Source organism: Desulfoprunum benzoelyticum, assembly GCF_014201505.1.
Lineage (GTDB): Bacteria > Desulfobacterota > Desulfobulbia > Desulfobulbales > Desulfocapsaceae > Desulfoprunum > Desulfoprunum benzoelyticum.
In genome coordinates, this window is the sequence record NZ_JACHEO010000006.1 from 68,906 (window position 1) to 91,032 (window position 22,127).

Below are 22,127 nucleotides of genomic sequence, written 5' to 3' on the forward strand. Positions count from 1 at the left end.
TCCCCGGGTACTTGTGAGCAGGGCGTAAGATGCCCGAAGCAACCTCGGACGAGGGGCGAGCCACGGCGATGGGTACGAAAAAACCAGCGAACACGACACCCGCCTCAACCGAAGCGATCCTCGAGAGCATCTCCGATGGAGTCTTTACGGTCGACAGGGATTGGAACGTGGCATCGTTCAACCGGGCCGCCGAGGAGATTACCGGCATCCCCCGTCGGGAGGCGATCGGCCGGCCGTGCTCGGAGGTCCTCCGTTCGAACATGTGCGGCGACCACTGCCCCCTCCAGCAGACCCTCACAAGCGGCCGCCCGATTATCGGCAGATCCGGCTATTTCATCAATGCCGACGGAGACCGCATCCCGATCAGCATCTCCACCGCCGTCCTGCGTGATAGTGGCGGCACGGTCATCGGCGGGGCGGAGACATTTCGCGATCTCTCCGAGGTCGAGGCACTGCGCCAGGAACTCAACGGCAAGGCCCACGTCGGCGACCTGACCAGCAGGAGCCCGGTGATGCAGAAACTGTTCGCCATCCTGCCGGCCATCGCCGCCAGTCCAAGCACGGTCCTCGTCCTTGGCGAAACCGGCACCGGCAAGGAACTGGTGGCCCATACCCTCCATGACCTCAGCCCCCGCAGCCGCAGGCCGTTCATCGCCGTCAACTGCGGGGCCCTGCCCGACACCCTGCTCGAATCGGAGCTTTTCGGCTACAAGGCCGGGGCCTTCACCGGAGCGGCCAAGGACAAACAGGGACGTTTCGCCCTGGCCGAGGGCGGAACGATCTTCCTCGACGAGATCGGTGATATCACTCCTGCCCTCCAGGTCAGATTGCTGAGGGTGTTGCAGGAAAAATGCTACGAACCTCTCGGCGCCGTTCGGTCGGAGACGACCAATGCCAGGGTCGTCGTCGCCACCAACAGAGATCTCACCGCACTGGTCAAAAAGGATCTCTTCCGTGAAGATCTCTACTATCGCATCAACATCATCCGCATCGAGCTGCCGGCCCTGCGGCACCGCAAGGAAGACATCCCGCTGCTGGTCGACCGCTTCATCGACCGCTTCAACCGGCGGCAGCAAAAAGCCGTCACCGGCATCAGTACGGAGGCCCTGTCCCTGCTGATGACCCACGACTGGCCCGGCAACATCCGGGAACTGGAAAATCTCGTCGAACGGGCCTTCATTCTCTGTACGGAGGGGAACATCGACCTTGCCCACCTCCCCGGCGAACTGCTTCCCCATCACCCGGCAACGGCCGGGAAATCCAACCTGCGGACCGTCCGCTCCACCGTCGACGCCCAGGCGATCCAGACAGCGCTGGAGCGCAACGGTTTCAACCGCCTGGCAGCGGCCCGGGAATTGGGTATTCATAAAACGACCCTGTTCCGCCGGCTCAAAAAACTCGGCATACCCCTGCCGGTCAAGGACGGACGCAACCGCCGCTAAGTTTGACAGTAGCCTTTTCGCACCACAATTATGACTGGTACAGGGGCGTTGTTGCTTTCCTGCGACGTCCTCGGCTCCGCATTCCCTCGATTTTTACAGTTTAAAATTAGATATTTACATACCTATCGGCTGCTATCTGATACTCTGGCACTACTTTTGCTTATACTATTACAACGGAGGGGAGATCTGATGAAAACGGCCTTTCCATACTGGCGCCATCGCATCGCCCCGGTGTTCGATACCGCCCGGCAGATCCTGGTTGTGACGTCGGACGCGGGGATGACCACCGGCAAGACCGAGGTGACTCTGGCGGATGGCCACCCGACCGCGAAGCTTCTGCCCCTGGTTGAATTACAGGTTGACAGCCTTGTCTGCGGCGCGATCTCCAGCCAGGTTCGCCAGATGGCCGTGTTCTACGGAATCACGGTTGTTCCCTTTATCGCCGGTGATCTTGACGCCATCGTACGCCTCTGGCTGGCCGGGAAACTTGCCGGTGACGCCAATGCGATGCCGGGTTGCCGCCGGCGCTGGGGGAGACGGTCGCGAGACGCTTCTTTGGAGAACGTCGCACCTGAGGAGCTCAAGGCGCAAAACGAACCGCAAGACCGCCTCCGAATTGCACGGCACGGCAGACATTCAGCCTGCCAGGCCGCAGCCAGGCGGCGGAAAATATGAATCTTCACCGAAGGGGGTAGCACCATGCCACGAGGAGACGGAACAGGCCCAATGGGAGCCGGGACAATGACAGGCCATGGCGGCGGGTACTGTGCAGGCACTGGAGTTCCAGGTTTTGCAGGGACATTTGGCGGACGCGGCGCCGGCGCCGGATTCGGGCGCAACTGTCCAACTTGGGGTCAGGGTCTGGGATTCGGCGCCGGCCGCTGGGGACGGCGGAACATGCCGGCGATCGCCGGGGTGTCCGGCCGTTTGCGTTTCGGCGGCTATGGCGTCCCGCAGGCCCAGCCGGGACCCGAGCAGGAAAAGAATATCCTGAGAAACCAGGCCGAGGCCCTCAAGGCCGACCTGGAAATCATCACCAGACGCCTCCAGGACCTCGAAACGGAAGCGGCCGACGAATAGGCAGCCGGGGCGATGCTCTTGTCTGGTTCCGAAAACCGGCGGAGCATCCCGACTTTCATACCATGAAAGAGATCATGCAAAGATGACAACCGCTCCGACCCGGATCACCATCCTGATCGACAATCAAGCTGTCGCCGGCTGCAAGGCCGAGCACGGTTTTTCGCTGTGGCTTGAAACCGGAGGTCGGCGGATCCTGTTCGACACCGGGCAGGGCGAAGCCTTCCTTGGCAACGCCGAGACCCTCGGGATCGATCCGGGCCTGGCGGACACCATCGTCCTGAGCCACGGCCATTACGACCACAGCGGCGGGCTGCCGCAGATCCTCAGACGGGCGAGAAAGGCCGATCTGTACTGCCACCCGGCGATTGTCTCATCGCGGTACAGTATCCGCAACGGCACCCCGCGAGATCTCCGAATGCCGTCGGCATCGCTGATCGCCCTTCACCGGCTGCCGCTGGAACGCCTGCACTGGATGCAACGGCCGCACTCCCTGACCGGGACCATCGGCCTGAGCGGCCCGATCCCGCGGGTCTCCGGATTCGAAGATACGGGCGGGCCGTTTTTCCTCGACCGCCAGGGACAGCGGCCCGACCCGATCGATGACGACCTCGCCCTCTGGGTGCGCACCGAAAGCGGATTGATCGTGGTCGTCGGCTGCGCCCACGCCGGCCTGGTCAACACCCTGCTCCATGCCCGGCAATGCAACGACGACCTGCCGATCAGGGCCGTCATCGGCGGCTTTCATCTGCTCAATGCCGCCTCCCGGCGCCTGGAGCAAACCATTGCGGCCCTGCGCGAATTGTCACCGGAGCGCATCATCCCCTGTCACTGCACGGGCGGAGTTGCCGTAACCGCTCTCCACCACGCCTTTGGCGATCGTGTCTTGCCGGGAGCTGCCGGGGCACGGTATATCTTGTAACAGATCAACCGGATACAGAGAAGGATCGTTGCGCCGTTGACGGGTTATGACAGTTTTTTCATCAGACCTTGCGTTTCTCCGACTTGACAGACCCCCGCCGATTCAGCTATCACTGACATCGAATCAGGCATATACTCACAACCCCGCCGTTGCCTTCCCCCCCCCCGGCCAGGCACACGCCACTGACCGGAGGACGAGAAACGACGGCCGGTGCTTGCAGGATCGATCCCTTCGAACTTCATTCCCGCCTTCCCGACCAGGAGAGGCCATACCGGAGAAACAAAGAGAACAACCATGGACACACATCTCAGCGGACAGGTGCATTCGGAACACTACATCGACATGGCCTCCAGGACCAACCGCCTTGGAATCCTGGAACATCCGGACGGTTACGGCAAACGGATCGGCGACTGCGGTGACGTCATCGAGGTGTATCTGTCCGTTCTCGGCGGTCATATTCAGATGGTTTCATTCCAGATCCAGGGCTGCCTGAACACCAACGCCTGCGCCAATACACTGGCTCTTCTGGTTGAAGGGAGAAGCGTTGCCGACAGCTGGCAGGTCACCCCGGACGACCTGATCGACTACCTGGAGACCCTGCCGGCCGATCACACCCACTGTGCCGAGCTGGTGGTCGGGGCCTTTTATCTCGCGCTCAGCAATTACAGCGCCAGCGGAAATGACTCCTGGCAGAAACCCTATCGGCAGGGGTGAGGGGGAGCAGAGGCAAGCGACGGGTGGCGATGACCGAAAAACCATGCCGCCGCCAGAGAGTCCTTCCTGATGACCGCAGATCCTTCAGGAATCTCTATCAGGACATTGGCGGCGGCCATCGCCTCGAACCTTCCCATCCGGCGTAACGGCACGGCGACAACGGCGCCGTCGACAGAGTGCGCCCGGCCGTAGACCAGCTGGGTCCAATCTTCCTGACCGGCAAGTTCTTCGGTTACGAAGATCTGTTGTTTTTCCGGGAGGCAATCCGTGAAGCCCATCAGACGGCGGACACCGGGCAGGGCCAGCAGCAGCAGGGCCACATGGTTGGAGGGCGGCCCTCCCGGCAGGTTGAAGACGATCGTGTCACCGATCCTTCCCATGCAGGCGCCCTTGCCCGGGCCGATCCGGACCCGGTGGAAGATCTTCTCCATCCCGATCCGCTCCATCGCCCGCATGGTCAGGTCCTTGTCCCCGTCCAGCACGCCGCCGCAGGTGATCAGCACATCGACCTGGGAGACGATGCGCCGGAAATGGTCCTCCAGGCACTCAAGGCTGTCACGCAGGATGACGGCAGCGGCGCTGATGCCCAGGCTCCGCAGTTCGGCGGCCGCTATCACCATATTGCTGGCCGCGACCTTGCCGGCGGGGACCGGTTCGCCGGGCCACACCAGTTCACTGCCGGTCGCCGCCACAGCCACCCGCGGCAACGGGTAACAGACGACGCGATCGAGTCCGGCGGCCGCCAGCAGACCAAGATGGGCCGGGACGATCACGGTCCCCCGGGTCAGCACCACCTGCCCCTGCCTGATATCGCTGCCCCGGCGCAGGACATTCTTGCCGACCCGGGAATCGGCGGTGATGATCACCGTCTGGCCGTCGACCCGGGCAAATTCCGACGAAAGCACCGCGGTCGCCCCGGCCGGCAGCGGGGCGCCGGTCATGATCCGCACCGCCGTACCCGCCACGACAAAAAACCCCTGTTCATCGTCGCCGGCCGCCAACGCCCCGGTCACCGGCAAAGTCACCGGATTGGCCGGCGAGGCGGCGGCGATATCGGTCGAAACGACCGCAAACCCGTCCTTCAGCGACGAATCGACCGTCGGACAATGAACAACGGCGCAGGCATCCTCGGCGCAGACCATCCCCAACGCCTCGTTGAGCGGCACCGTAACCGGCTGCAGGGGACGAAGCGCGCCGATATGCCGGTGCGCCTGAGACAGAGAAATCATAAACTGGTCCAGAGGTGAAGGATGAAACGCCGCCGGTGCGGCCTTGACGACTCAGACACCGACAGCATATCCGGGAATCATGTTCCTGTCGAGATCATCAGTGAACAACCTCCCGGGCGATCCGCGACCGCAGGGCGATTGCGTTCTTCCCTCAGCCGATGCAGAGGCCGCAGTCGGGACAGGTGGTGGCCGACGACGCGAGCGGCGAGCCGCAGGCCGGACAGATCGTCCGCGTCGCCCGGGGATCGAAGGCGGCCTGAAGATGGCTGAGATCGTGGTCGGCAAGCGCGGTGCTCTCCCGGAACTCCCGGGCCATGATCGCTGCCGCGTCCTGGATATCGCCCTCCCTGACCTGGAGGTCCACTTCCGGGCCGCCGCGTCAGCCGGTGCGGCTGGAGGCACCCTCGCCACCGATGATCGAAGGGATGCCCTCGGCGGCGAGGAGTTTTTTGAGATACTTGATGTCTTTGAGCTGGCCGCGGCGCAGGGACATCAGGGTATCCTCGGCGGTAATCTCCGCCGGGCCGCGCACCGCACGGCGGTTGCCGCCACGGCGCAGGGCCTGCCAATCAGCGCCGCTGATCAGCCCGATACCGCAGGTCGCGCAGCTGACGATCCCGGCCCGGTATTCGCCGTTGCACCGCGGACAGTACATCAGCCCGGGATCGCTGCCGTCGCCGGCTGGTCCCGTCCCTGCCGCCGGCCCATCCTTTCTCCTGAACCATGAAAAAATTCCCATCGCCGTTCCTCAGATCGTTTGTTGACGGACGCTCATATCACAGGATGAAGCGACTCAGGTCCTGGTCCTCGATGATCGCCTGCAGTTGCTCGCGGACATAGGCCCCGGTGACGACGAAGCGGGTCTCACCCCGTTCCGAGGCATCGAACGACAGGGCGTCGAGGACCCGCTCCATGACCGTATGCAGCCGCCGGGCCCCGATCTCCTCGGTGCGCTGGTTGACCTCGACGGCGATCCGGGCCATCTCGGCGACCGCCTCGTCCTCGAACACCAGTTCGATCCCCTCGGTCGCCATCAGGGCGACATACTGCTTGGTCAGGGCGTTTTCCGGCTCGGTCAGGATGCGGACAAACTCATCCTGGCCGAGCGAGTGGAGCTCGACCCGGATCGGGAACCGTCCCTGGAGTTCGGGGATCAGGTCGGAGGGCTTGCTGACGTGGAAGGCGCCGCTGGCGATGAACAGGATGTGGTCGGTCCTGACCATGCCGTGCTTGGTGGTCACCGTCGACCCCTCGACGATCGGCAGCAGGTCGCGCTGCACCCCTTCGCGGGAGACCTCGGGCCCGTGGGCGCCGCCGCCGCGCGAGCAGATCTTGTCGATCTCGTCGAGAAAGATGATCCCCGACTCCTCGGTACGGCGCAGGGCCTCCTTCATGACCTTGTCCATGTCGACCAGTTTTTCCGCCTCCTCCCGGGTCAGGGCGGCGAGGGCCTCCGGCACCTTCATCGTCCGTTTTTTCTTCTGCCGCGGGAACATCTTGCCGAGGGCGTCCTGGATGCTCGACTGGATGTCCTCCAGCCCCGACGTCGTCATGATCTCGACCATCGGCGACGACTTCGGCTCGCGCAGGTCGACCTCCAGCTCGCGGTCATCGAGCCTGCCGTCACGCAGCATCTGGCGGAACTTCTCGCGGGTGGCGCTCTCCTTCGGCACCGTCCCCGCGCCGACCGGCAGCTCGGGTTTCATCAGGGTGAACGAGTTGTCCCCGGCCGGGCCGGTGGTCGACAGCGACGAGGGCCCGGGCGGCAGCAGCAGGTCGAGGATGCGGTCCTCGGCGTTGGCCTCGGCCAGCCCCTCGATCCGTTTCTTTTCCTCTTCTTTGACCATGCTGATCGCCAGTTCCACCAGATCGCGGACCATCGACTCGACATCGCGGCCGACGTAGCCGACCTCGGTGAACTTCGAGGCCTCGACCTTGATAAAGGGCGACTGGGCCAGCGTCGCCAGACGCCGGGCGATCTCGGTCTTGCCGACCCCGGTGGGGCCGATCATGATGATGTTTTTCGGCGCGATCTCCTCCCTGAGCGGCGCCGGCACCTGGCGGCGGCGCCAGCGGTTGCGGAGGGCGATGGCCACCGAGCGCTTGGCGGCGGCCTGGCCGACGATGTACTTGTCGAGTTCGACGACGGTTTCCCGCGGGGTCAGGGCTTCTTTTTCTATCATATCGTTTCCACGATTATCGAATGGTTGGTAAAGACGCAGATGGAGGCGGCGATGTCCATCGACACCCGGCAGATCGCCGCGGCATCGAGGTCGCTGTGGTCGACGAGGGCGAGGGCGGCGGCCTGGGCGTACGGGCCGCCGGAACCGATCGCCAGCACGCCCTTGTCGGCTTCGATGACGTCGCCGCCACCGGTGAGGAGCAGCGAATGGTCGCGGTCGACGGCGATCAGCATCGCCTCGAGCCGACGCAGCATCTTGTCCATCCGCCAGTCCTTGGCCAGCTCGACCGAGGCCCGCATCAGGTTGCCGTTGTACTGCTCCAGTTTCTGCTCCAGTTTGTCAAACAGGGTAAAGGCGTCGGCGGTGGCCCCGGCGAAACCGGTGATGACCTTGTCGTGATAGAGCCGCCGCACCTTGCGGGCCTGGTGCTTCATGACCGTGTTGCCGAGCGAGACCTGGCCGTCACCGGCGATGGCCACCTGGCCCTTGTGGCGTACCGCCAGAATGGTTGTCGATCGTATCTTCATCGTTCTCTCATGCAGTGGAAAGTGGACTGCCCGTTCGGAAGAACAGGGCGCTTCATTCATCGTTCGACCGGGCCAGGGGATGGGCCTTGTCATAGACCTCGCTGAGATGGTCCAGGGTCAGGTGGGTATACCGCTGGGTGGTCGACAGGCTGGCGTGGCCCAGCAGTTCCTGGACCGAACGCAGGTCCGCCCCCATCTCGAGGAGATGGGTGGCGAAAGAGTGGCGCAGGGCGTGCGGGGTGACGATCTGGCTGATGCCGGCCCGTTCGCCGTAGGACCTGACCATCCGCTCGACGCTGCGCGAGGTCAGGCGGCCGCCCCGGCCGTTGAGAAACAGCGGCGCCGGGTCGATCGCCCGGTTGCGGCCGGCCCGCTCCGCCAGTAGCCGGTCCCGCTGCGGCAGCCAGTTCCTGACCGCCTCGATTGCCGGCCGGCCGACCGGCACCAGCCGCTCCTTGTTCCCCTTGCCGCGTACCCTAAGCACTTCCTCGGCGAAATCAAGATCGGCGACATCCCGCGACACCAGTTCCGACACCCGCATCCCGGTCGAATAGAGCAGTTCGAGGATCGCCCGATCCCGGGCCATGAAGGTGTCCCGGGAACCGGGGGTGTCGAGCAGCAGGAAGGTCTCGTCGACGGTGAGAAAGACCGGAATGTAGCGATGGACCTTGGGCCCGGCGATCCCGATCAGCGGATCGGCGGCCAGGATCTTCTCCCGCAGCAGAAAGCGGACGAAGGTCCGCAGGGCCGACAGTTTGCGGCAGACCGTCGCCGCACCGTTGGTCCGGTGCAGGCTGACGACATAGGCGCGGACCGTCGCCGGGCTCATCGATGCCACGGACCTGTCGTCGCCGAGGGTGGCGGCGAATTCGAGCAGATCGTGGCGGTAGCCGCTGACGGTATGGAGTGAGTAGCCCTTCTCGGTCTCGAGCCAGCGGCTGAAGAGGTGTATGCACTGTTCCATCGTACCTGGGGATTGCGTTTTTTTGAGTCCGGCAGGTCGCCGGTAATCATCGCGACGATGACGCTCGCCTCGTTTCCCGGCATCGGCGCCAATGAGGCCTTGCAGGTTCGACAGGTTGTCGAATATACTGGGCTCATCCGGACGCCTGTAGTTCTAGCCGGAAAGAAGAGGCGATTCAACGATCTTTTGCACTGCCCGAACCTATCGATATGGCCCAGAAAACATTTGAAGCTGCCATGGCCCGTCTTGAACAGCTCACCGAAGAGCTCGAGAGCGGGGATATCAGTCTCGACAAGAGCCTGAAAAAATTTGACGAAGGCGTCAAGCTGGCCGAATTCTGCAACGCCCAGCTGACCGAAGCCCGGGCCCGGGTGGAAATGCTGCTCGAAAAGGACGGCCGCCTGCAGTCGGTCCCCTTTGAAGGATTGGATCGTGGAGATACGGACCTACCTGAATGAACGGCGGCTCGTCGTCGAGGAGGCCCTGCGCCGCTGCACCCTCGAGGCCGAGGGACCTTTCGCCCGCCATATCGAGGCGATGCGCTACAGCCTCTTCGTCGGCGGCAAACGGCTGCGGCCGATCCTCTGTCTCGCCGCGGGGGAAGCGATAAACGACAGCCCCGCCACCGCCGCCGGTCTCCTGCCCGTCGCCTGCGCCCTCGAGTGCATCCACACCTATTCCCTGATCCATGACGATCTGCCGCCGATGGACGACGACGATCTGCGCCGGGGCAAGCCGACCAACCACGTGCTCTACGGCGAGGCGGCGGCGATCCTCGCCGGCGACAGCCTCCTGACCTGGGGCTTCGACCTGCTGACCGACCCGGCCGCCTCCACGATCCCGGCCGAGCGGCGTCTGGCCATCGCCCACCGCATCGCCAGGGCCGCCGGCCCCCTGGGGATGGTCGGCGGCCAGTCGCTGGACATCGCCTCCGAGAACAGCGATATCTCCTTCGACACCCTGCAGACCATCCACCGCAGCAAGACCGGGGCCCTGATCACCTGTGCCGTCGAGACCGGGGCGATCGGCGCCGGGGCCGACGGCGATCAGACCGCCGCCCTGGTCCGTTTCGGCAACCAGATCGGGCTTGCCTTCCAGATCGTCGACGACCTGCTCAATGTCACCTCCACCACCGCCACACTGGGCAAGGCGGCCGGCAGTGACGCCGCCCACGGCAAGGCCACCTATCCCGCCTACTTCGGGGTCGACGGGACCCGGACCAGGGCCGCCGCCGCCGTCGAAGCGGCGAAGGACGCCCTTGCCGGTCTCAACGCCAAGGCCGAACCGCTGCGGGCCCTCGCCGATTATATCTACTCCAGGACCAGCTAGGATCTGCCGTCCGGCCCAACCTTTCCGCTTTCTGGCGGTCATGGAAGAAAAATCAGGCATTGCGGCGGCAATATGATTATATTGCCTCGACGCCGAGAAATTACCCGCCCCCGTTGAGACCTACCCACTACCATGCTGAACACACTGACAGGCATCAGCCACCGCACGCTGCTCGAGGACATAAACTCGCCGGCCGATATCCGCGGCCTGGCGATCCCCGAACTCGTCGACCTGGCCCAGGAAATACGCGACCTGATCATCAGGACCGTGTCCCGGACCGGCGGCCACCTCGCCCCGAGCCTCGGCGTCGTCGAGTTGACGATCGCCCTGCACTACGTCTTCGATACGCCGCAGGACAAGCTGATCTGGGATGTCGGGCACCAGTCCTACACCCACAAGATCCTCACCGGCCGCCGCGACCAGTTCGCCACCCTGCGCCAGTACAAGGGGATCAGCGGCTTTCCGAAGATCAAGGAGAGCCGCTATGATGTCTTCGAGACCGGCCACAGCTCGACCTCGATCTCGGCCGCCCTCGGCATGGCCCTGGCCCGCGACATCAAAAAGGAGACGCACCGGGCCATCGCCGTCATCGGCGACGGCTCGATGACCGCCGGCCTCGCCTTCGAGGCCCTCAACAACGCCGGCCACCTCGACCGCGACCTGATCGTCATCCTCAACGACAACGAGATGTCGATATCGCCGAACGTCGGCGCCCTCTCCAGCTTCCTCAGCCGCAAACTGAGCGGCAAGACGATGCGGCGGGTCAAGGCCCACATCGAGGAACGGCTGGGGCAGCTGTCCAACGTCGGCGAGAACATTCTCAACATCCTGCGCAAGAGCGAGGAAAGCTTCAAGAGCTTCTTCACCCCCGGCATGCTGTTCGAGGCCTTGAAATTCGACTATATCGGCCCGATCCAGGGCCATGAGCTGGAAGACCTGATCGAGACGTTCGAGGGGGTGCGCGACAACATCCACGGACCGGTGCTGATCCATGTGCTGACCAAGAAGGGTAAGGGCTATCTGCCGGCGGAAAAGAATCCCGGCCTGTATCACGGGGTCGGTCCCTTCGACATCGCCAGCGGCAAACCCCAATCGTCGAACGGCTCGATCAGCTACACCGAAGTCTTCGGCAGCACGATGGTCCAGATGGCGATGAGCGACCACCGGATCGCCGCCATCTCGGCGGCGATGATCACCGGTACCGGCCTGAACAGTTTCGCCCAGCAGTTTCCGGAGCGTTTTTTCGATGTCGGCATCGCCGAGCAGCACGCCGTCACCTTCGCCGCCGGCCTCGCCTCGCAGGGCCTGCGACCGGTCGTGGCGATCTATTCGAGCTTCTTCCAGCGGGCGCTCGACCAGATCATCCACGATGTCTGCATCCCCAAACTGCCGGTGACGCTGGCCATCGACCGGGCCGGAGTCGTCGGCGACGACGGGCCGACCCATCATGGCGTCTTCGACATCTCCTTCCTCCGCTTCATCCCCAACCTCGTGGTGATGGCGCCGAAGGACGAGGAGGAACTGCAGCACATGCTCTACACCGCCGTCACCCTCGGCGGCCCGGCCGCCGTCCGCTATCCCCGCGGCCCCGGGGAACGGGTCGAACTGGCGACGACCTTGAAGAAACTGGAAATCGGCAGGGGCGAAGTGCTGGTCGAAGGCGACGACATCCTGCTGCTGCCGGTCGGCAACCGGGTCTATCCCGCCCTCCACGCCGCCGACGGCCTGCGCAAGGTCGGAATCAGCGCCGCCGTCATCAACCCCCGCTTCATCAAGCCCCTCGATGATGAGCTGATCTCCACCTGGGCAAGGCGTTGCGGCCGGGTGATCACGATCGAGGACAATGCCCGGCAAGGCGGTTTCGGCAGCGCGGTCCTCGAACTCCTCGGCAGCCGCCGGCTGGCCTTTGTCAGAACCTGCCTGCTCGCCCATCCCGACGAATTCGTCGAACACGGGCCGCAGGCGGTGCTGTGGAAAAACAGCCGTCTCGACACCCCGTCGATCATCAGCGCCGCCATCGACCTGATGCAGCAGAAAGACTGAGGGGCATCGCCGGGAACGCGCCGGGACCGGGATCCACAGCAACCCTCGGCAGCCCATGACTCCCCGCCGGAACCTGACATGAAGATCCTCGCCGTCGCCGACCGTGTCACCAGCGTCCTGCTCGAACCGGCGCTTGCACCCGTTGCCCTCGCCGACGTCGACCTGATCGTCTCCTGCGGCGACCTGCCGCCGGAATTTCTGGCCCGGTTGAAGGCCCGCTACGACGTTCCCCTCCTCTACGTCCTCGGCAACCATGATCTGCGCTACGACGCCTCGCCGCCCCTGGGCTGCCGCTGCATCGACCGGCGGCTCGTCACCCATCGCGGCCTGCGCATCCTCGGCTTCTCCGGCAGCCGGTGGTACAACGGCAATGTCAACCAGTTCACCGAAACGGAGATGAGCGCCTTCATCCGCCGTCTGCGTCTGTCCCTGTGGCTCTCACGCGGGGTCGACCTCGTCGTGACCCACGCCCCGCCCCGCCATATCCACGACGCCGAAGACCGCTGCCATCGAGGGTTCGCCAGTTTCAACGCCCTGATCGCCCGTTACCGCCCGGCCTGCCTCGTCCACGGCCACATCCACTCCCAGTTCGCCGATGAGGCGGCACGAGTGACGACCGTCAACTCCACCAGGGTCATCAACAGCTATGGCTACTGCACCTTCGAAATATAATCCGATCCAGTACCTGAAAAAGATCTTCGGGTTCGGCGGATGCCCGCCCGAGGACGACTGCGTCCCCAGTTTCGACGAGCGCCGGGAAGATGAGGAGGCCTACACCTCGATCAAGCGCGGCACCCGGATGGTGCCGATCGCGAAAATTGTCGGCAGTGTCGGCCGCTATCATGACTTCGACAGTCACTTCATCCCCCGCACCCCGGACGGCAACGAACGGGAGGAGGCCATCCTCAAACTGCTGCAGGAAGGGCGGCAGCTGCCGCCGATCTCGCTCTACCAGATCAAGGATCAGTACTTCATCCTCGACGGCCACCACCGCTTCACCGCGGCGCGCAAACTCGGCCACAAGGAGATCAACGCCTGCATCCTCGAACTGCTGCCGTCCAAGGACACCCTGGAAAACCGCCTCTACCTCGAGAAGATCGATTTCCGTGACCGGGCCGGCCTCAACCAGACCATCGATCTCACCGAGCCCGGCCAGTTTCACCTGCTCGAGCAGCAGATCAACGAGCACCGGGATTACCTGGGCAGGGAAAGAAAACAGGACGTCACCTATGAACAGGCCGCCGCCGACTGGTACCGCTCGATCTACCACCCGCTGGCGACCCTGATCAGGAACAGCGGCCTGGTCGCATCCTTCCAGGGGCGAACGGTCGACGATCTCTATCTCTACATCTCCGTCCAGCAGTGGCTCAAAGGGCGATCACGGAAGTACGGGATCGAGGTCGACAAGCTGATTCCCAAGAACATGGAGGAGTTCCGCAACAAAATGGCAGAGCACAAGGAGCAGGGCTACCCGGAGATGCGCCGGCCGATCACCGTTTTCATCCTCATCAACGTCGAGGGAATCCACGAGCACAAGATCGTCGACAAACTCCTCGAACTGCCCGAGGTCCGGGAACTGCACTGCGTCCACGGCTCGATCGACATCATCGTCAAGATCACCCTGATGCGTGACCTGCTGGCCTCCGACGCCGAGCTCATCTCGGAGTTCGTCAATTCAACGATCCGCAGCTGGAAAGGGGTGGTCTCGACCCAGACCCTGATGCCCGGTTTCTCTCGGGTCAAGGACGGCGACCGCTGCTACATCTGAAAAATCGCCCGGGAAACCTGACAGCCTGGGGCTAAACCCGGAAATACCTGCGGTACCACTCGACAAAGCGGCCGATCCCGTGCTCCAGAGTCGTCCCCGGTCTGTAGTCGAAATCCCGGACCAGATCGTCGACATCGGCGAAGGTCGCCGGGACATCACCGGGCTGCATCGGCAGGAAGTTCTTGTCGGCCTTGCGCCCCAGGCAGTTCTCCAGCACCTCGATGTAGCGCAGCAGCTTCTCCTTGCTGTTGTTGCCGATATTGTAAACCCGCCAGGGACAGTAGGAGGTTGCGGGGTCGGGGTTGTCGCCGCTCCAGGCCGGATTGCCGGTCGGGACGCGGTCGATGACCCGCACGACCCCCTCGACGATATCGTCGATATAGGTGAAATCACGCTCCATCTCGCCGTTGTTGTAGACATCGATCGGCTGCCCGGCCAGGATCGCCTGGGTGAACAGGAACAGGGCCATGTCGGGACGGCCCCACGGCCCGTAGACCGTGAAGAAGCGCAGGCCGGTCGTCGGCAGGCCGAACAGGTGGCTGTAGGTGTGGGCCATCAGCTCGTTGGCCTTTTTCGAGGCGGCGTAAAGCGAGACCGGGTGGTCGACGTTGTCGTGCACCGAGAACGGCATCCGGGTGTTGGCGCCGTAGACCGAACTCGACGAGGCATAGACCAGATGGCCGACGCCGGAATGGCGGCAGCCCTCGAGCAGGTTGACGAACCCGACGAGGTTGGTGTCGACGTAGGAGTGGGGGTTGATCAGCGAATACCTGACCCCGGCCTGGGCCGCCAGGTTTACTACGACATCGAAACGATGCTCGTTGAACAGCCTGGCCACGGCCCCACGGTCGGCGATATCGATCCCGATGTGGGTGAACCGTTCCCCCTCGGCCAGGGCTGCCATGCGGGCCCTTTTCAGCGCCGGATCATAATAATCGTTGAGGTTGTCGAGTCCGACCACTTCGGCGCCGCCGGCGATCAGCCGCTGTGAAAGATGGGCGCCGATGAAGCCGGCCGCCCCGGTGACAAGTATCTTCTGCATCTATTTTTCCCTGGGAGACATAAAAAACCGGGATCCCATCGTCTGAGATCCCGGCAGGTCCGGTGCCACAGGCCGGGACTGTTGCCCCCCCGGCCGTGTCGTTTCATTGATCGTTCAATCGTCGAAATTACCGGCCGGTCCCTTGTCGCCGGCCAGGGCCTTCGCCTTGTCGATGATTTTTTCACGGGTCCATTCCGCCGGGCTTTCGACCCGCTCGGCCTTCGGCCCGAGATCGTAGGATCCGGCGGCGAGGATGATCTCCCGGGCGATCGACGCGGTTCCCAGGGCATTGAAGACGTTGACGAGCATATTGTAAACGAATTCCTCCACCCGGTGGCACATCCGTTCGCGGACTTCGCGCTCCTGGGCCAGCAGCAGGCGCTCGAAGGGAAGATTGAGATTCTTGTAGTTGCCGCCCTTCCAACCTTTTTCCTCGGCATAGGCCACCATCTTCTGCCAGTTCTCCTCCGACACCCCTTCGCCGACGACCTTGCGGAAGTTGCCGTTGTCATCGCGGATGGCGTTGCCGAAATCGTTGACCTCGAGGCCCCAGGACACCATCTGCAGCGCGGTGGCGACATTGGCCTTGGTCGTATGGGTCTGGGCGGCGATGGCCCGCAGTTTGTCCGAATTATTGCCGGAAGTGCCGTGCTGGGCGCCCGACACCCGATATGGCTCGAGATGGCGGTGGATCTCGGCGGTCAACTCGATCTGGATGCCCTGGCCGCTGGCCTCGAGCCCGTGGGTCGTGCCGTTGTTGAGCGCAATCCAATCGGCCGAGATCCCGTTGGCGTTGAGCCCCTTGATCAGGAACGAGGCATCCTCGACGCTCGACAGCCCTTCCGCCCCCTTGATCTCCCCAACCTCGGTCTCAAGACCGGCCCAGGTGGGGATATAGCTGTTCAGCTCGATGTTGGCCAGCAGATTGAGGTCATCCGGCATGTGCGAGGCGTCGATGGCGATCGAGGTGATACCGGCGTCGAACATCGACGGGATCTCCATCTTGGCGAACGGCAGGTCGGCCTCGCTCTTGATGCCGTAATGATCGGCGTGAATCGCAACCGGGACGGTGATCCCGAGTTCATTGCAGACGGCATCGACCTGCCGGGCGATATTGTAGAAATTGACCGGGCAGTAGGCGCATTCGGAGCGGGCGATCTCGATGATGATCGCCGCATCGGCCCGCTGAGCGGCCTGCAAGGCGCCGCGAATGATAAAGAAATTGCGGCCGTTGGCCGCCATGGTCATCGCCTGACCCTTTGCCAGCAGGGCCCTGTCGATAACCTTGCCGCTTACCAGCAAGGCCTTTGAGTGTGGAAACAGGCGGCTAATGTTCGGTGGCCGGCCGATCTTCAGGACTTTCTCGAAATCCGTGTTGTCGCTCATCCATACCTCCATTTTTCGGGTTCTCAGTATCGTTCAGCGTCCCTTTCCCTTTATGGATAGAGATTGCGGCTGGACATTTGACGCACATATCTCTTTATAATACAAACGAGATGGAGAAATCCAGGGTTACGGATCCTGAAAGGCATCCTTTTCGCCCCAGAGCTGCAGCCCCGGCGCCACCGCCGGGGTTTCGGCACGACTCCCGGCCGGCCCGAGGGCTCTGTCTGCCCGACGGTTCGACCAGTGGCGGTGGCTCCGGCAGGGGGATCGCTGCTGTTGAGGATCGTCTGCAAACCTGAGCAGAAAAATGGAGCCGGGACCTGCCCAGCACATTAGGTTATCTCTCAGGATGGTGCGTGATCGGATCCATCCTCGGGCGCCGACTCAAAATCCCGAAAACTCCGGCGCCCGAAAAGCCACACGGCAAGAACGCTGATCTCGTAGAGGACCAGCAGCGGAATCCCCATCATCATCTGGTTGACGACATCCGGAGTCGGGGTCAGGACCGCGGCGATGATGAAGTTGATCAGAATGGCATACTTGCGGTTGCGGTTGAGAAAGGCGACGTTGACCATGCCGATCTTGGCCAGGAAAACCATCAGGATCGGCATCTCGAAAATGGCCCCGAAGGCGAGCAGCAGCCGGGTCGCGAGGGTGAAATACTCGCTTACCGCCGGCAATGAGGTCAGAAACTCGTTATTGTAACCGACCAGAAAGCGGAAGGCCGGGGGAAAGACGACGAGGTAGCCGAAGGCGGCCCCGCCGACGAAACAGCACGTCGACAGCAGAGAGAAGGGGATCAGAACCTTTTTTTCATGCTTGTACAGACCGGGGGCGATAAAGCGCCATAGCTGGGAAAAAATGACCGGGGAGGCGAGCAGGATGCCGACCACCAGGGCGAGCTTCAGATAAAAAAAAACCCTTCCTGATACGAGGTGAAGATCAGCGAGGTGTCCTTGGGCAGAACCTCGGTGAGCGGCTTGAAGAACCACGTGCCGATTGGACGGATGACGGTGTAGGCCAGACAGAAGCCGACAAACACGGCACCAAAGGAGATGACGAGGCAGGAGCGGAGTTCCCGCAGATGTTCGGTCAGGGCCTGTTTCTCAAACGACTCCGGCGGAGTATTCTGTTCCATGATGCTCTGAGGCTGCGCCTTCTCGACAAGACATTCGGACTCCGTCAGCCGCAGGATCGGCAGGGCTGGCCGCCAGCGACGCAAGGGAGAGGAAAAACTCCGTGAGACATACCATCTGGCCGATAAATTTGCAATGTCTTGTCCTCATTGTCTAGGATTTCACGCCATATCGGCTATACTCGATTCATCCTCGCATCTATTCCCGGACAAGCAGAGACGACGGAGCCGCCATGCAGCCGTGCCACACCCGACCCCAGACCGGAAGCTGGTTTACTTACATCGTCCTCTGCGGTGACGGCACCCTGTACACCGGCGTCACCACGGACCCGGCCCGGCGGCTGGCCGAGCATAATTCGGCCCAGGGCGGAGCCCGCTACACCAGGTCACGGCAACCGGTCCGGCTGGTCTTCCTCGAACGCCAGCCTTCCCGCTCCGCTGCCTGCAAACGGGAACACGCCATCAAGGACCTGTCGGCGACCGCCAAGAAGGCCCTGATCGCATTGGAGCAGGACACGGCAGAGTCTCTCCCGCTCAGGTTGATGGCTTGAATTTTCATCAAAGGCATTCTACGGTGACCTCCAGGACATGACGACCGACCCCGCCACCCCCACAGGCATCCGCACCCACAGAGCGATGGCGACCAGAACCGCAGAGGACGCCATATCCATCCTCGTCGTCGACGACGAACGCAGCATGCGCGATTTTCTCAAGATCCTGCTGCAGAAGGAAGGATATGCGGTGACGACGGCGCCCAACGGCGAAAACGCCCTCGACTGCCTGCACGATCAGGAGTTCGGGCTTGTCATCACCGATATCCGCATGCCGGGGATGGGAGGGCTGGAATTGCTCGAGGCGGTCAAGGACCACAATCCCGAACTGCCGGTCATCATGATCACGGCCTTCGCCTCGCCGGACGATGCGGTTGTGGCGATGAAGAACGGGGCCTTCGACTATATCAGCAAACCGTTCAACGTCGACGAGATCAAATCGGTCATCGAATCGGCGACCAGAAAGAACAGGCCGGCCGCGGCGGCTCCGGCCGCTCAACCCTTTCCCGGCATCATCGGCGAGAGTCGGGAGATGCTGAAGATCTTCGACATGATCCGCCGCATCGCCCCCACCCCGGCCAATGTCCTGATTTACGGGGAATCGGGAACCGGCAAGGAACTGGTGGCCCAGGCGATCCATGCCCACAGCAAGGTCGCCGCCAACCCCTTCGTGCCGATCACCTGCAGCGCCATCCCCGAAGAACTGATGGAAAGCGAGCTCTTCGGCCATGTCAAGGGGGCCTTCACCGGCGCGATCAGCGACAAGCCCGGGCTGTTCAACGAGGCCGATACCGGCACCGCCTTTCTCGACGAAATCGGCGAACTGACCCCGATCATCCAGACCAAGCTCCTCAGGGTGCTGCAGGAGAGAGAGATCAAGCCGGTCGGCGGCACCCGCATCAAGCACATCGATGTCCGGATCATCGCCGCCACCAACCGGGTGCTCGAGGAGGAGATCCTCGCCAGCCGGTTCCGGGAAGACCTGTTTTACCGGCTCGCCGTCGTGCCGATCCGCGTTCCGCCGCTGCGCGAGCGCAAGAGCGATGTGCCGCTGCTGGTCGACCATTTCCTCCGGAAATACTCGCGCCAGCTGCACAAGGAGGTGCAGGAAATCTCCTCCTACGCCCTGCAGGTCCTGATGAATTACAATTTCCCGGGCAATGTCCGGGAGCTGGAGAATATCATCGAACGCGGCGTCGCCCTCGAGTCCTCGAACATCATCCTGCCGGAAAGCCTGTCATTGACCACCGGCCTGACCCACGACAAACGGCGGACCGGCGACGGTACGGCTCCACCCCTGTTTCAGGTTGTCGCCAGCGAAGAGGAACTGTACGACCTCGGCCTCGAGACGGTTGTCACCAACCTCGAGAAACGCCTGATCCAGCACGCCCTGTCGAAGACCCAGAACTCGAAGATGCGGGCGGCCGACCTGCTGCGGATGAGCTTCCGTTCCTTCCGCTATAAAGTCAAGAAGTACGGACTCGACTGATGACATGAATTTCAAAATGCTCGCCACCCTGGCCCGGCAGAACGGCAGCATCGAACAGAATCTGCGCCAGCAACTGCTGTGGATGCTGCTGCTGCGCATCGTCCTTTACACCGTGCTGATGGGGCTGAGCGATCTGTTCCAGAACACCCGGTTCGAGATCATCACCCCGCCGCGCAACCTGTTGATCCTCTTTCTCCTCTTCGTCTACCTGACGACGATCATTTCCGCCGTTCTCCTGCTGCTGCTGCCCTACCAGCTGCGGATCTTCGGATTCCTGCAGAACCTGCTCGACACCTTTTTCGCGTCGCTCCTCGTCTACTACACCGGCTCCTCGCAGTCCATCTTCACCTCCGTCTACTTCTTCCCGATCATCGCCGGCGGCCTGATCCTGCCGCGCAAGGGCGGACTGGTTGCCGCCGCCGCGGCATCGCTGCAGTATGCGGCCATCCTGTTCTTGGAACTGCTGGGGGTGATCCCGGACTACCTTGCCGATTACGGCTTCAGGGCCGCCACCAACCCCCTCGTCAGCATCAACCACTTCGGGGTCCTCGGCCTGGTTTTCTTTCTCGCGGCGATCCTCAGCGCCATCTTCGGACTACGGTTGCAGACGACGGAGGAGGCCCTGACAAACTCGCTGCGCAACTTCGACCGGCTGGCCAACCTCTACAAACAGATCTTCGACAATATATCGACCGGCATCCTCACCATAGACGGCAACCAGGTCATCACCTCGGCCAATCCGGCCACCGCCGCCATCACCGGCTACCTGCCGGAAGACCTCATCGGCCGCACGCTGGGCGAAAAAATCCCGCACATGACATTGACCGGGACCGACCTCCGCCTGGCGACCGATTTCACCAAACCGGACGGCACCACGATCAAGCTGGGCTACTCCCACATGCCGATCCTCCCCCCGGATGGAACGGCCCCTGCCGCCGACGACATCCACAAGATCATAACCTTGCGCGATATCAGTGAGATTGAACGGATGGAACAGCAGATGCGGCAGTCGGAAAAGCTCGCCGCCATCGGCATGATGAGCGCCGGGATCGCCCATGATTTCAGGAATCCGCTCACCGCCATCTCCGGATCGGCCCAGATCCTGGCCCAGGAGTTCTCCTCGGCAGACCCCGGCAACCGGATGAATCTCGAACTGACGGAGATTATCGTCCGCGAATCCAACCGGATGATCCACACAATCGGTGATTTTCTCAAGTTTTCCCGGCCGGAAACGGTTCACGGCGAATGGTTTTCCCTCCACTCCTGCCTGGCCGAGGTCATCCAGGTCTGCATGGCCGACCCGCAGTGGCCGGCAACCAGCTCCCTCAAGCTCAATTTCGATCGCAACTTCGATCTCTGGGCCGATCAGAAACAGATGTTCACCGTTTTCATCCACCTGATCCACAACGCCATCCTCTTCTGCCCGCCAGGTCAGGAACGGATCGAAATCGACGCCGAGGTCCCGCCCGCGCCGGACGGTCAGGAGGTCGTCGTGATCTCCATCTCCGACAACGGGCCGGGGGTGCCGGAAGACACCAGGGAAAAAATATTCGAACCCTTCTACACCACCCGGGCTGACGGCACCGGGCTGGGCCTGGCCATCGCCCGCCAGACCGTCAGGGAACACAGGGGAACAATCACCGTCGACACCGGCAGGCTCGGCGGCGGCCGGTTTACCATCCAGCTGCCGCTTCCCTCCTGAGCCGTTGTCCCCTCGCCGCCCGGCCGCCATTGGTCATGTTCTACCGCCCGTTCGATTTCGCATCTTTGCATAGATTCTGGAATATTGAATTTTTACAGAATATTATTCTTGACGATTATTCATAGAGAGAATATTTTCACAGTCATAGGAGAAGAACACAAATGATTGATGACGTCAGTCTCGAGATTCTGCGCATCCTGCAGGAGAAGGCCCGTATTCCCAATGTCGAGGTCTCCCGGCAGATCGGCCTCGCCCCGTCGGCAGTCCTCGAGCGCATCCGCAAGATGGAGAAACAGGGGATCATCGACGGCTACGAGGTCCGCCTCAATCCGAAAAGATTCGCCAGCGGCCAGATTGCCTTCGTCCGGGTTGCTGTCCACGAACAACCTGACCAGACAGAGATCGGCAACCAGCTCGCTGCGGTCCCGGAAATCCAGGAGGTCCATTATATCGCCGGCGAAGATTGCTATCTCGTCAAACTCAGGGCCGCCGACGCCGACGCCCTGGGCCGGCTGCTGCGCACCAAGGTGCACACGATCAAGGGCGTCGTCGCCACCAACACCCTGCCGGTCCTCGCCACCTACAAGGAAACCGCGCGCATTCCCATCCCATAATTGAAGAGAG

At 62.6% G+C, this 22,127-nt stretch carries 21 protein-coding genes and 1 pseudogene; 14 read left to right on the forward strand and 8 right to left on the reverse strand.

What is annotated here, in order from left to right:
* Positions 1-68 precede the first annotated feature (68 nt).
* The 5 genes from HNQ81_RS07185 to HNQ81_RS07205 all read left to right on the forward strand — a co-directional run bounded on the left by HNQ81_RS07185 (position 69) and on the right by HNQ81_RS07205 (position 4,155).
* Positions 69-1,442: a sigma-54 interaction domain-containing protein gene (locus HNQ81_RS07185; RefSeq protein ID WP_183349928.1), complete on the forward strand. Its 1,374-nt coding sequence runs from the start codon at positions 69-71 to the stop codon at positions 1,440-1,442.
* 189 nt (positions 1,443-1,631) lie between these two features.
* Entirely contained in the window at positions 1,632-2,117 is a 486-nt protein-coding gene (locus HNQ81_RS07190; RefSeq protein ID WP_183349766.1) for a NifB/NifX family molybdenum-iron cluster-binding protein, read from the forward strand.
* A gap of 24 nt (positions 2,118-2,141) precedes the next feature.
* Positions 2,142-2,522: a DUF5320 domain-containing protein gene (locus HNQ81_RS07195; protein ID WP_183349768.1), complete on the forward strand. Its 381-nt coding sequence runs from the start codon at positions 2,142-2,144 to the stop codon at positions 2,520-2,522.
* An 82-nt stretch (positions 2,523-2,604) separates the two neighbouring features.
* Entirely contained in the window at positions 2,605-3,441 is an 837-nt protein-coding gene (locus tag HNQ81_RS07200; RefSeq protein ID WP_183349770.1) for an MBL fold metallo-hydrolase, read from the forward strand.
* 294 nt (positions 3,442-3,735) lie between these two features.
* Complete coding sequence (locus tag HNQ81_RS07205) at positions 3,736-4,155, forward strand: iron-sulfur cluster assembly scaffold protein (protein WP_183349773.1); 420 nt, start codon at positions 3,736-3,738, stop codon at positions 4,153-4,155.
* Here the strand turns inward: HNQ81_RS07205 and HNQ81_RS07210 are convergent.
* The 5 genes from HNQ81_RS07210 to HNQ81_RS07235 form a co-directional block, all read right to left on the reverse strand.
* Positions 4,140-5,384, reverse strand: coding sequence for a molybdopterin molybdotransferase MoeA (locus HNQ81_RS07210; RefSeq protein ID WP_183349775.1), 1,245 nt, complete (start codon positions 5,382-5,384; stop codon positions 4,140-4,142). The two genes, HNQ81_RS07205 and HNQ81_RS07210, sit on opposite strands and share 16 nt — an antisense overlap.
* A 151-nt stretch (positions 5,385-5,535) precedes the next feature.
* The gene (locus tag HNQ81_RS18255; RefSeq protein ID WP_419249773.1) at positions 5,536-6,123 is read right to left on the reverse strand and encodes a zinc ribbon-containing (seleno)protein DG; all 588 of its coding nucleotides are present in this window, start codon (positions 6,121-6,123) and stop codon (positions 5,536-5,538) included.
* Positions 6,124-6,160: 37 nt separating this feature from the next.
* The gene (hslU, locus tag HNQ81_RS07225) at positions 6,161-7,567 is read right to left on the reverse strand and encodes an ATP-dependent protease ATPase subunit HslU (protein WP_183349782.1); all 1,407 of its coding nucleotides are present in this window, start codon (positions 7,565-7,567) and stop codon (positions 6,161-6,163) included.
* Positions 7,564-8,094: an ATP-dependent protease subunit HslV gene (gene hslV / locus HNQ81_RS07230; RefSeq protein ID WP_183349784.1), complete on the reverse strand. Its 531-nt coding sequence runs from the start codon at positions 8,092-8,094 to the stop codon at positions 7,564-7,566. The genes hslU and hslV overlap by 4 nt, the downstream gene beginning before the upstream one ends.
* A gap of 52 nt (positions 8,095-8,146) precedes the next feature.
* Positions 8,147-9,058: a tyrosine recombinase XerC gene (locus tag HNQ81_RS07235; protein ID WP_183349786.1), complete on the reverse strand. Its 912-nt coding sequence runs from the start codon at positions 9,056-9,058 to the stop codon at positions 8,147-8,149.
* Between the two features lie 209 nt (positions 9,059-9,267).
* Between HNQ81_RS07235 and xseB the strand changes: the two genes are divergently transcribed.
* The 5 genes from xseB to HNQ81_RS07260 all read left to right on the forward strand — a co-directional run bounded on the left by xseB (position 9,268) and on the right by HNQ81_RS07260 (position 14,198).
* On the forward strand, positions 9,268-9,516 hold the full coding sequence (xseB, locus tag HNQ81_RS07240; protein WP_183349788.1) for an exodeoxyribonuclease VII small subunit: 249 nt from the start codon (positions 9,268-9,270) through the stop codon (positions 9,514-9,516).
* Positions 9,491-10,387: a farnesyl diphosphate synthase gene (locus tag HNQ81_RS07245; RefSeq protein ID WP_183349790.1), complete on the forward strand. Its 897-nt coding sequence runs from the start codon at positions 9,491-9,493 to the stop codon at positions 10,385-10,387. Before xseB ends, HNQ81_RS07245 begins: the two co-directional genes overlap by 26 nt.
* Positions 10,388-10,519: 132 nt before the next feature.
* On the forward strand, positions 10,520-12,430 hold the full coding sequence (dxs, locus tag HNQ81_RS07250) for a 1-deoxy-D-xylulose-5-phosphate synthase (RefSeq protein WP_183349792.1): 1,911 nt from the start codon (positions 10,520-10,522) through the stop codon (positions 12,428-12,430).
* 78 nt (positions 12,431-12,508) lie between these two features.
* Positions 12,509-13,102 carry a metallophosphoesterase family protein gene (locus tag HNQ81_RS07255; RefSeq protein ID WP_183349794.1) on the forward strand — a complete coding sequence of 198 codons (594 nt, stop codon included), beginning with the start codon at positions 12,509-12,511 and terminating at the stop codon, positions 13,100-13,102.
* The gene (locus HNQ81_RS07260) at positions 13,077-14,198 is read left to right on the forward strand and encodes an Lrp/AsnC ligand binding domain-containing protein (protein WP_183349796.1); all 1,122 of its coding nucleotides are present in this window, start codon (positions 13,077-13,079) and stop codon (positions 14,196-14,198) included. The genes HNQ81_RS07255 and HNQ81_RS07260 overlap by 26 nt, the downstream gene beginning before the upstream one ends.
* Before the next feature lie 31 nt (positions 14,199-14,229).
* Here the strand turns inward: HNQ81_RS07260 and HNQ81_RS07265 are convergent, their stop codons facing one another.
* The 3 genes and pseudogenes from HNQ81_RS07265 to tatC form a co-directional block, all read right to left on the reverse strand.
* Positions 14,230-15,240 (reverse strand): NAD-dependent epimerase, encoded by a 1,011-nt coding sequence (locus HNQ81_RS07265; protein WP_183349798.1) that lies wholly within the window; start codon positions 15,238-15,240, stop codon positions 14,230-14,232.
* A gap of 114 nt (positions 15,241-15,354) precedes the next feature.
* Positions 15,355-16,626 carry a class II fructose-bisphosphate aldolase gene (locus HNQ81_RS07270; RefSeq protein ID WP_183349800.1) on the reverse strand — a complete coding sequence of 424 codons (1,272 nt, stop codon included), beginning with the start codon at positions 16,624-16,626 and terminating at the stop codon, positions 15,355-15,357.
* Between the two features lie 344 nt (positions 16,627-16,970).
* A pseudogene (gene tatC / locus HNQ81_RS07275) lies at positions 16,971-17,764 on the reverse strand (twin-arginine translocase subunit TatC).
* 230 nt (positions 17,765-17,994) lie between these two features.
* Here tatC and HNQ81_RS07285 point away from each other — a divergent pair.
* The 4 genes from HNQ81_RS07285 to HNQ81_RS07300 all read left to right on the forward strand — a co-directional run bounded on the left by HNQ81_RS07285 (position 17,995) and on the right by HNQ81_RS07300 (position 22,117).
* The gene (locus tag HNQ81_RS07285) at positions 17,995-18,312 is read left to right on the forward strand and encodes a GIY-YIG nuclease family protein (RefSeq protein WP_183349806.1); all 318 of its coding nucleotides are present in this window, start codon (positions 17,995-17,997) and stop codon (positions 18,310-18,312) included.
* Between the two features lie 85 nt (positions 18,313-18,397).
* Positions 18,398-19,801, forward strand: coding sequence for a sigma-54-dependent transcriptional regulator (locus HNQ81_RS07290; RefSeq protein WP_183349930.1), 1,404 nt, complete (start codon positions 18,398-18,400; stop codon positions 19,799-19,801).
* 4 nt (positions 19,802-19,805) lie between these two features.
* Positions 19,806-21,503, forward strand: a complete 1,698-nt coding sequence (locus tag HNQ81_RS07295; protein WP_183349809.1) for a two-component system sensor histidine kinase NtrB — start codon at positions 19,806-19,808, stop codon at positions 21,501-21,503.
* A 161-nt stretch (positions 21,504-21,664) separates the two neighbouring features.
* Positions 21,665-22,117, forward strand: a complete 453-nt coding sequence (locus tag HNQ81_RS07300; RefSeq protein WP_183349811.1) for an Lrp/AsnC family transcriptional regulator — start codon at positions 21,665-21,667, stop codon at positions 22,115-22,117.
* Positions 22,118-22,127: the final 10 nt, after the last annotated feature.

What these genes read in the sequence shown, in the direction of transcription:
- HNQ81_RS07265 (WP_183349798.1), bottom strand. Translation starts at nt 15,240, where the DNA reads ATGCAGAAGATACTTGTCACCGGGGCGGCCGGCTTCATCGGCGCCCAT.
- hslU (WP_183349782.1), bottom strand. Translation starts at nt 7,567, where the DNA reads ATGATAGAAAAAGAAGCCCTGACCCCGCGGGAAACCGTCGTCGAACTC.
- HNQ81_RS07300 (WP_183349811.1), top strand. Translation starts at nt 21,665, where the DNA reads ATGATTGATGACGTCAGTCTCGAGATTCTGCGCATCCTGCAGGAGAAG.
- HNQ81_RS07205 (WP_183349773.1), top strand. Translation starts at nt 3,736, where the DNA reads ATGGACACACATCTCAGCGGACAGGTGCATTCGGAACACTACATCGAC.
- HNQ81_RS07190 (WP_183349766.1), top strand. Translation starts at nt 1,632, where the DNA reads ATGAAAACGGCCTTTCCATACTGGCGCCATCGCATCGCCCCGGTGTTC.
- HNQ81_RS07285 (WP_183349806.1), top strand. Translation starts at nt 17,995, where the DNA reads ATGCAGCCGTGCCACACCCGACCCCAGACCGGAAGCTGGTTTACTTAC.
- HNQ81_RS07260 (WP_183349796.1), top strand. Translation starts at nt 13,077, where the DNA reads ATGGCTACTGCACCTTCGAAATATAATCCGATCCAGTACCTGAAAAAG.
- HNQ81_RS07195 (WP_183349768.1), top strand. Translation starts at nt 2,142, where the DNA reads ATGCCACGAGGAGACGGAACAGGCCCAATGGGAGCCGGGACAATGACA.
- HNQ81_RS07270 (WP_183349800.1), bottom strand. Translation starts at nt 16,626, where the DNA reads ATGAGCGACAACACGGATTTCGAGAAAGTCCTGAAGATCGGCCGGCCA.
- HNQ81_RS07200 (WP_183349770.1), top strand. Translation starts at nt 2,605, where the DNA reads ATGACAACCGCTCCGACCCGGATCACCATCCTGATCGACAATCAAGCT.
- HNQ81_RS07210 (WP_183349775.1), bottom strand. Translation starts at nt 5,384, where the DNA reads ATGATTTCTCTGTCTCAGGCGCACCGGCATATCGGCGCGCTTCGTCCC.
- HNQ81_RS07295 (WP_183349809.1), top strand. Translation starts at nt 19,806, where the DNA reads ATGAATTTCAAAATGCTCGCCACCCTGGCCCGGCAGAACGGCAGCATC.
- xseB (WP_183349788.1), top strand. Translation starts at nt 9,268, where the DNA reads ATGGCCCAGAAAACATTTGAAGCTGCCATGGCCCGTCTTGAACAGCTC.
- dxs (WP_183349792.1), top strand. Translation starts at nt 10,520, where the DNA reads ATGCTGAACACACTGACAGGCATCAGCCACCGCACGCTGCTCGAGGAC.
- HNQ81_RS07290 (WP_183349930.1), top strand. Translation starts at nt 18,398, where the DNA reads ATGGCGACCAGAACCGCAGAGGACGCCATATCCATCCTCGTCGTCGAC.
- HNQ81_RS07255 (WP_183349794.1), top strand. Translation starts at nt 12,509, where the DNA reads ATGAAGATCCTCGCCGTCGCCGACCGTGTCACCAGCGTCCTGCTCGAA.
- hslV (WP_183349784.1), bottom strand. Translation starts at nt 8,094, where the DNA reads ATGAAGATACGATCGACAACCATTCTGGCGGTACGCCACAAGGGCCAG.
- HNQ81_RS07235 (WP_183349786.1), bottom strand. Translation starts at nt 9,058, where the DNA reads ATGGAACAGTGCATACACCTCTTCAGCCGCTGGCTCGAGACCGAGAAG.
- HNQ81_RS07185 (WP_183349928.1), top strand. Translation starts at nt 69, where the DNA reads ATGGGTACGAAAAAACCAGCGAACACGACACCCGCCTCAACCGAAGCG.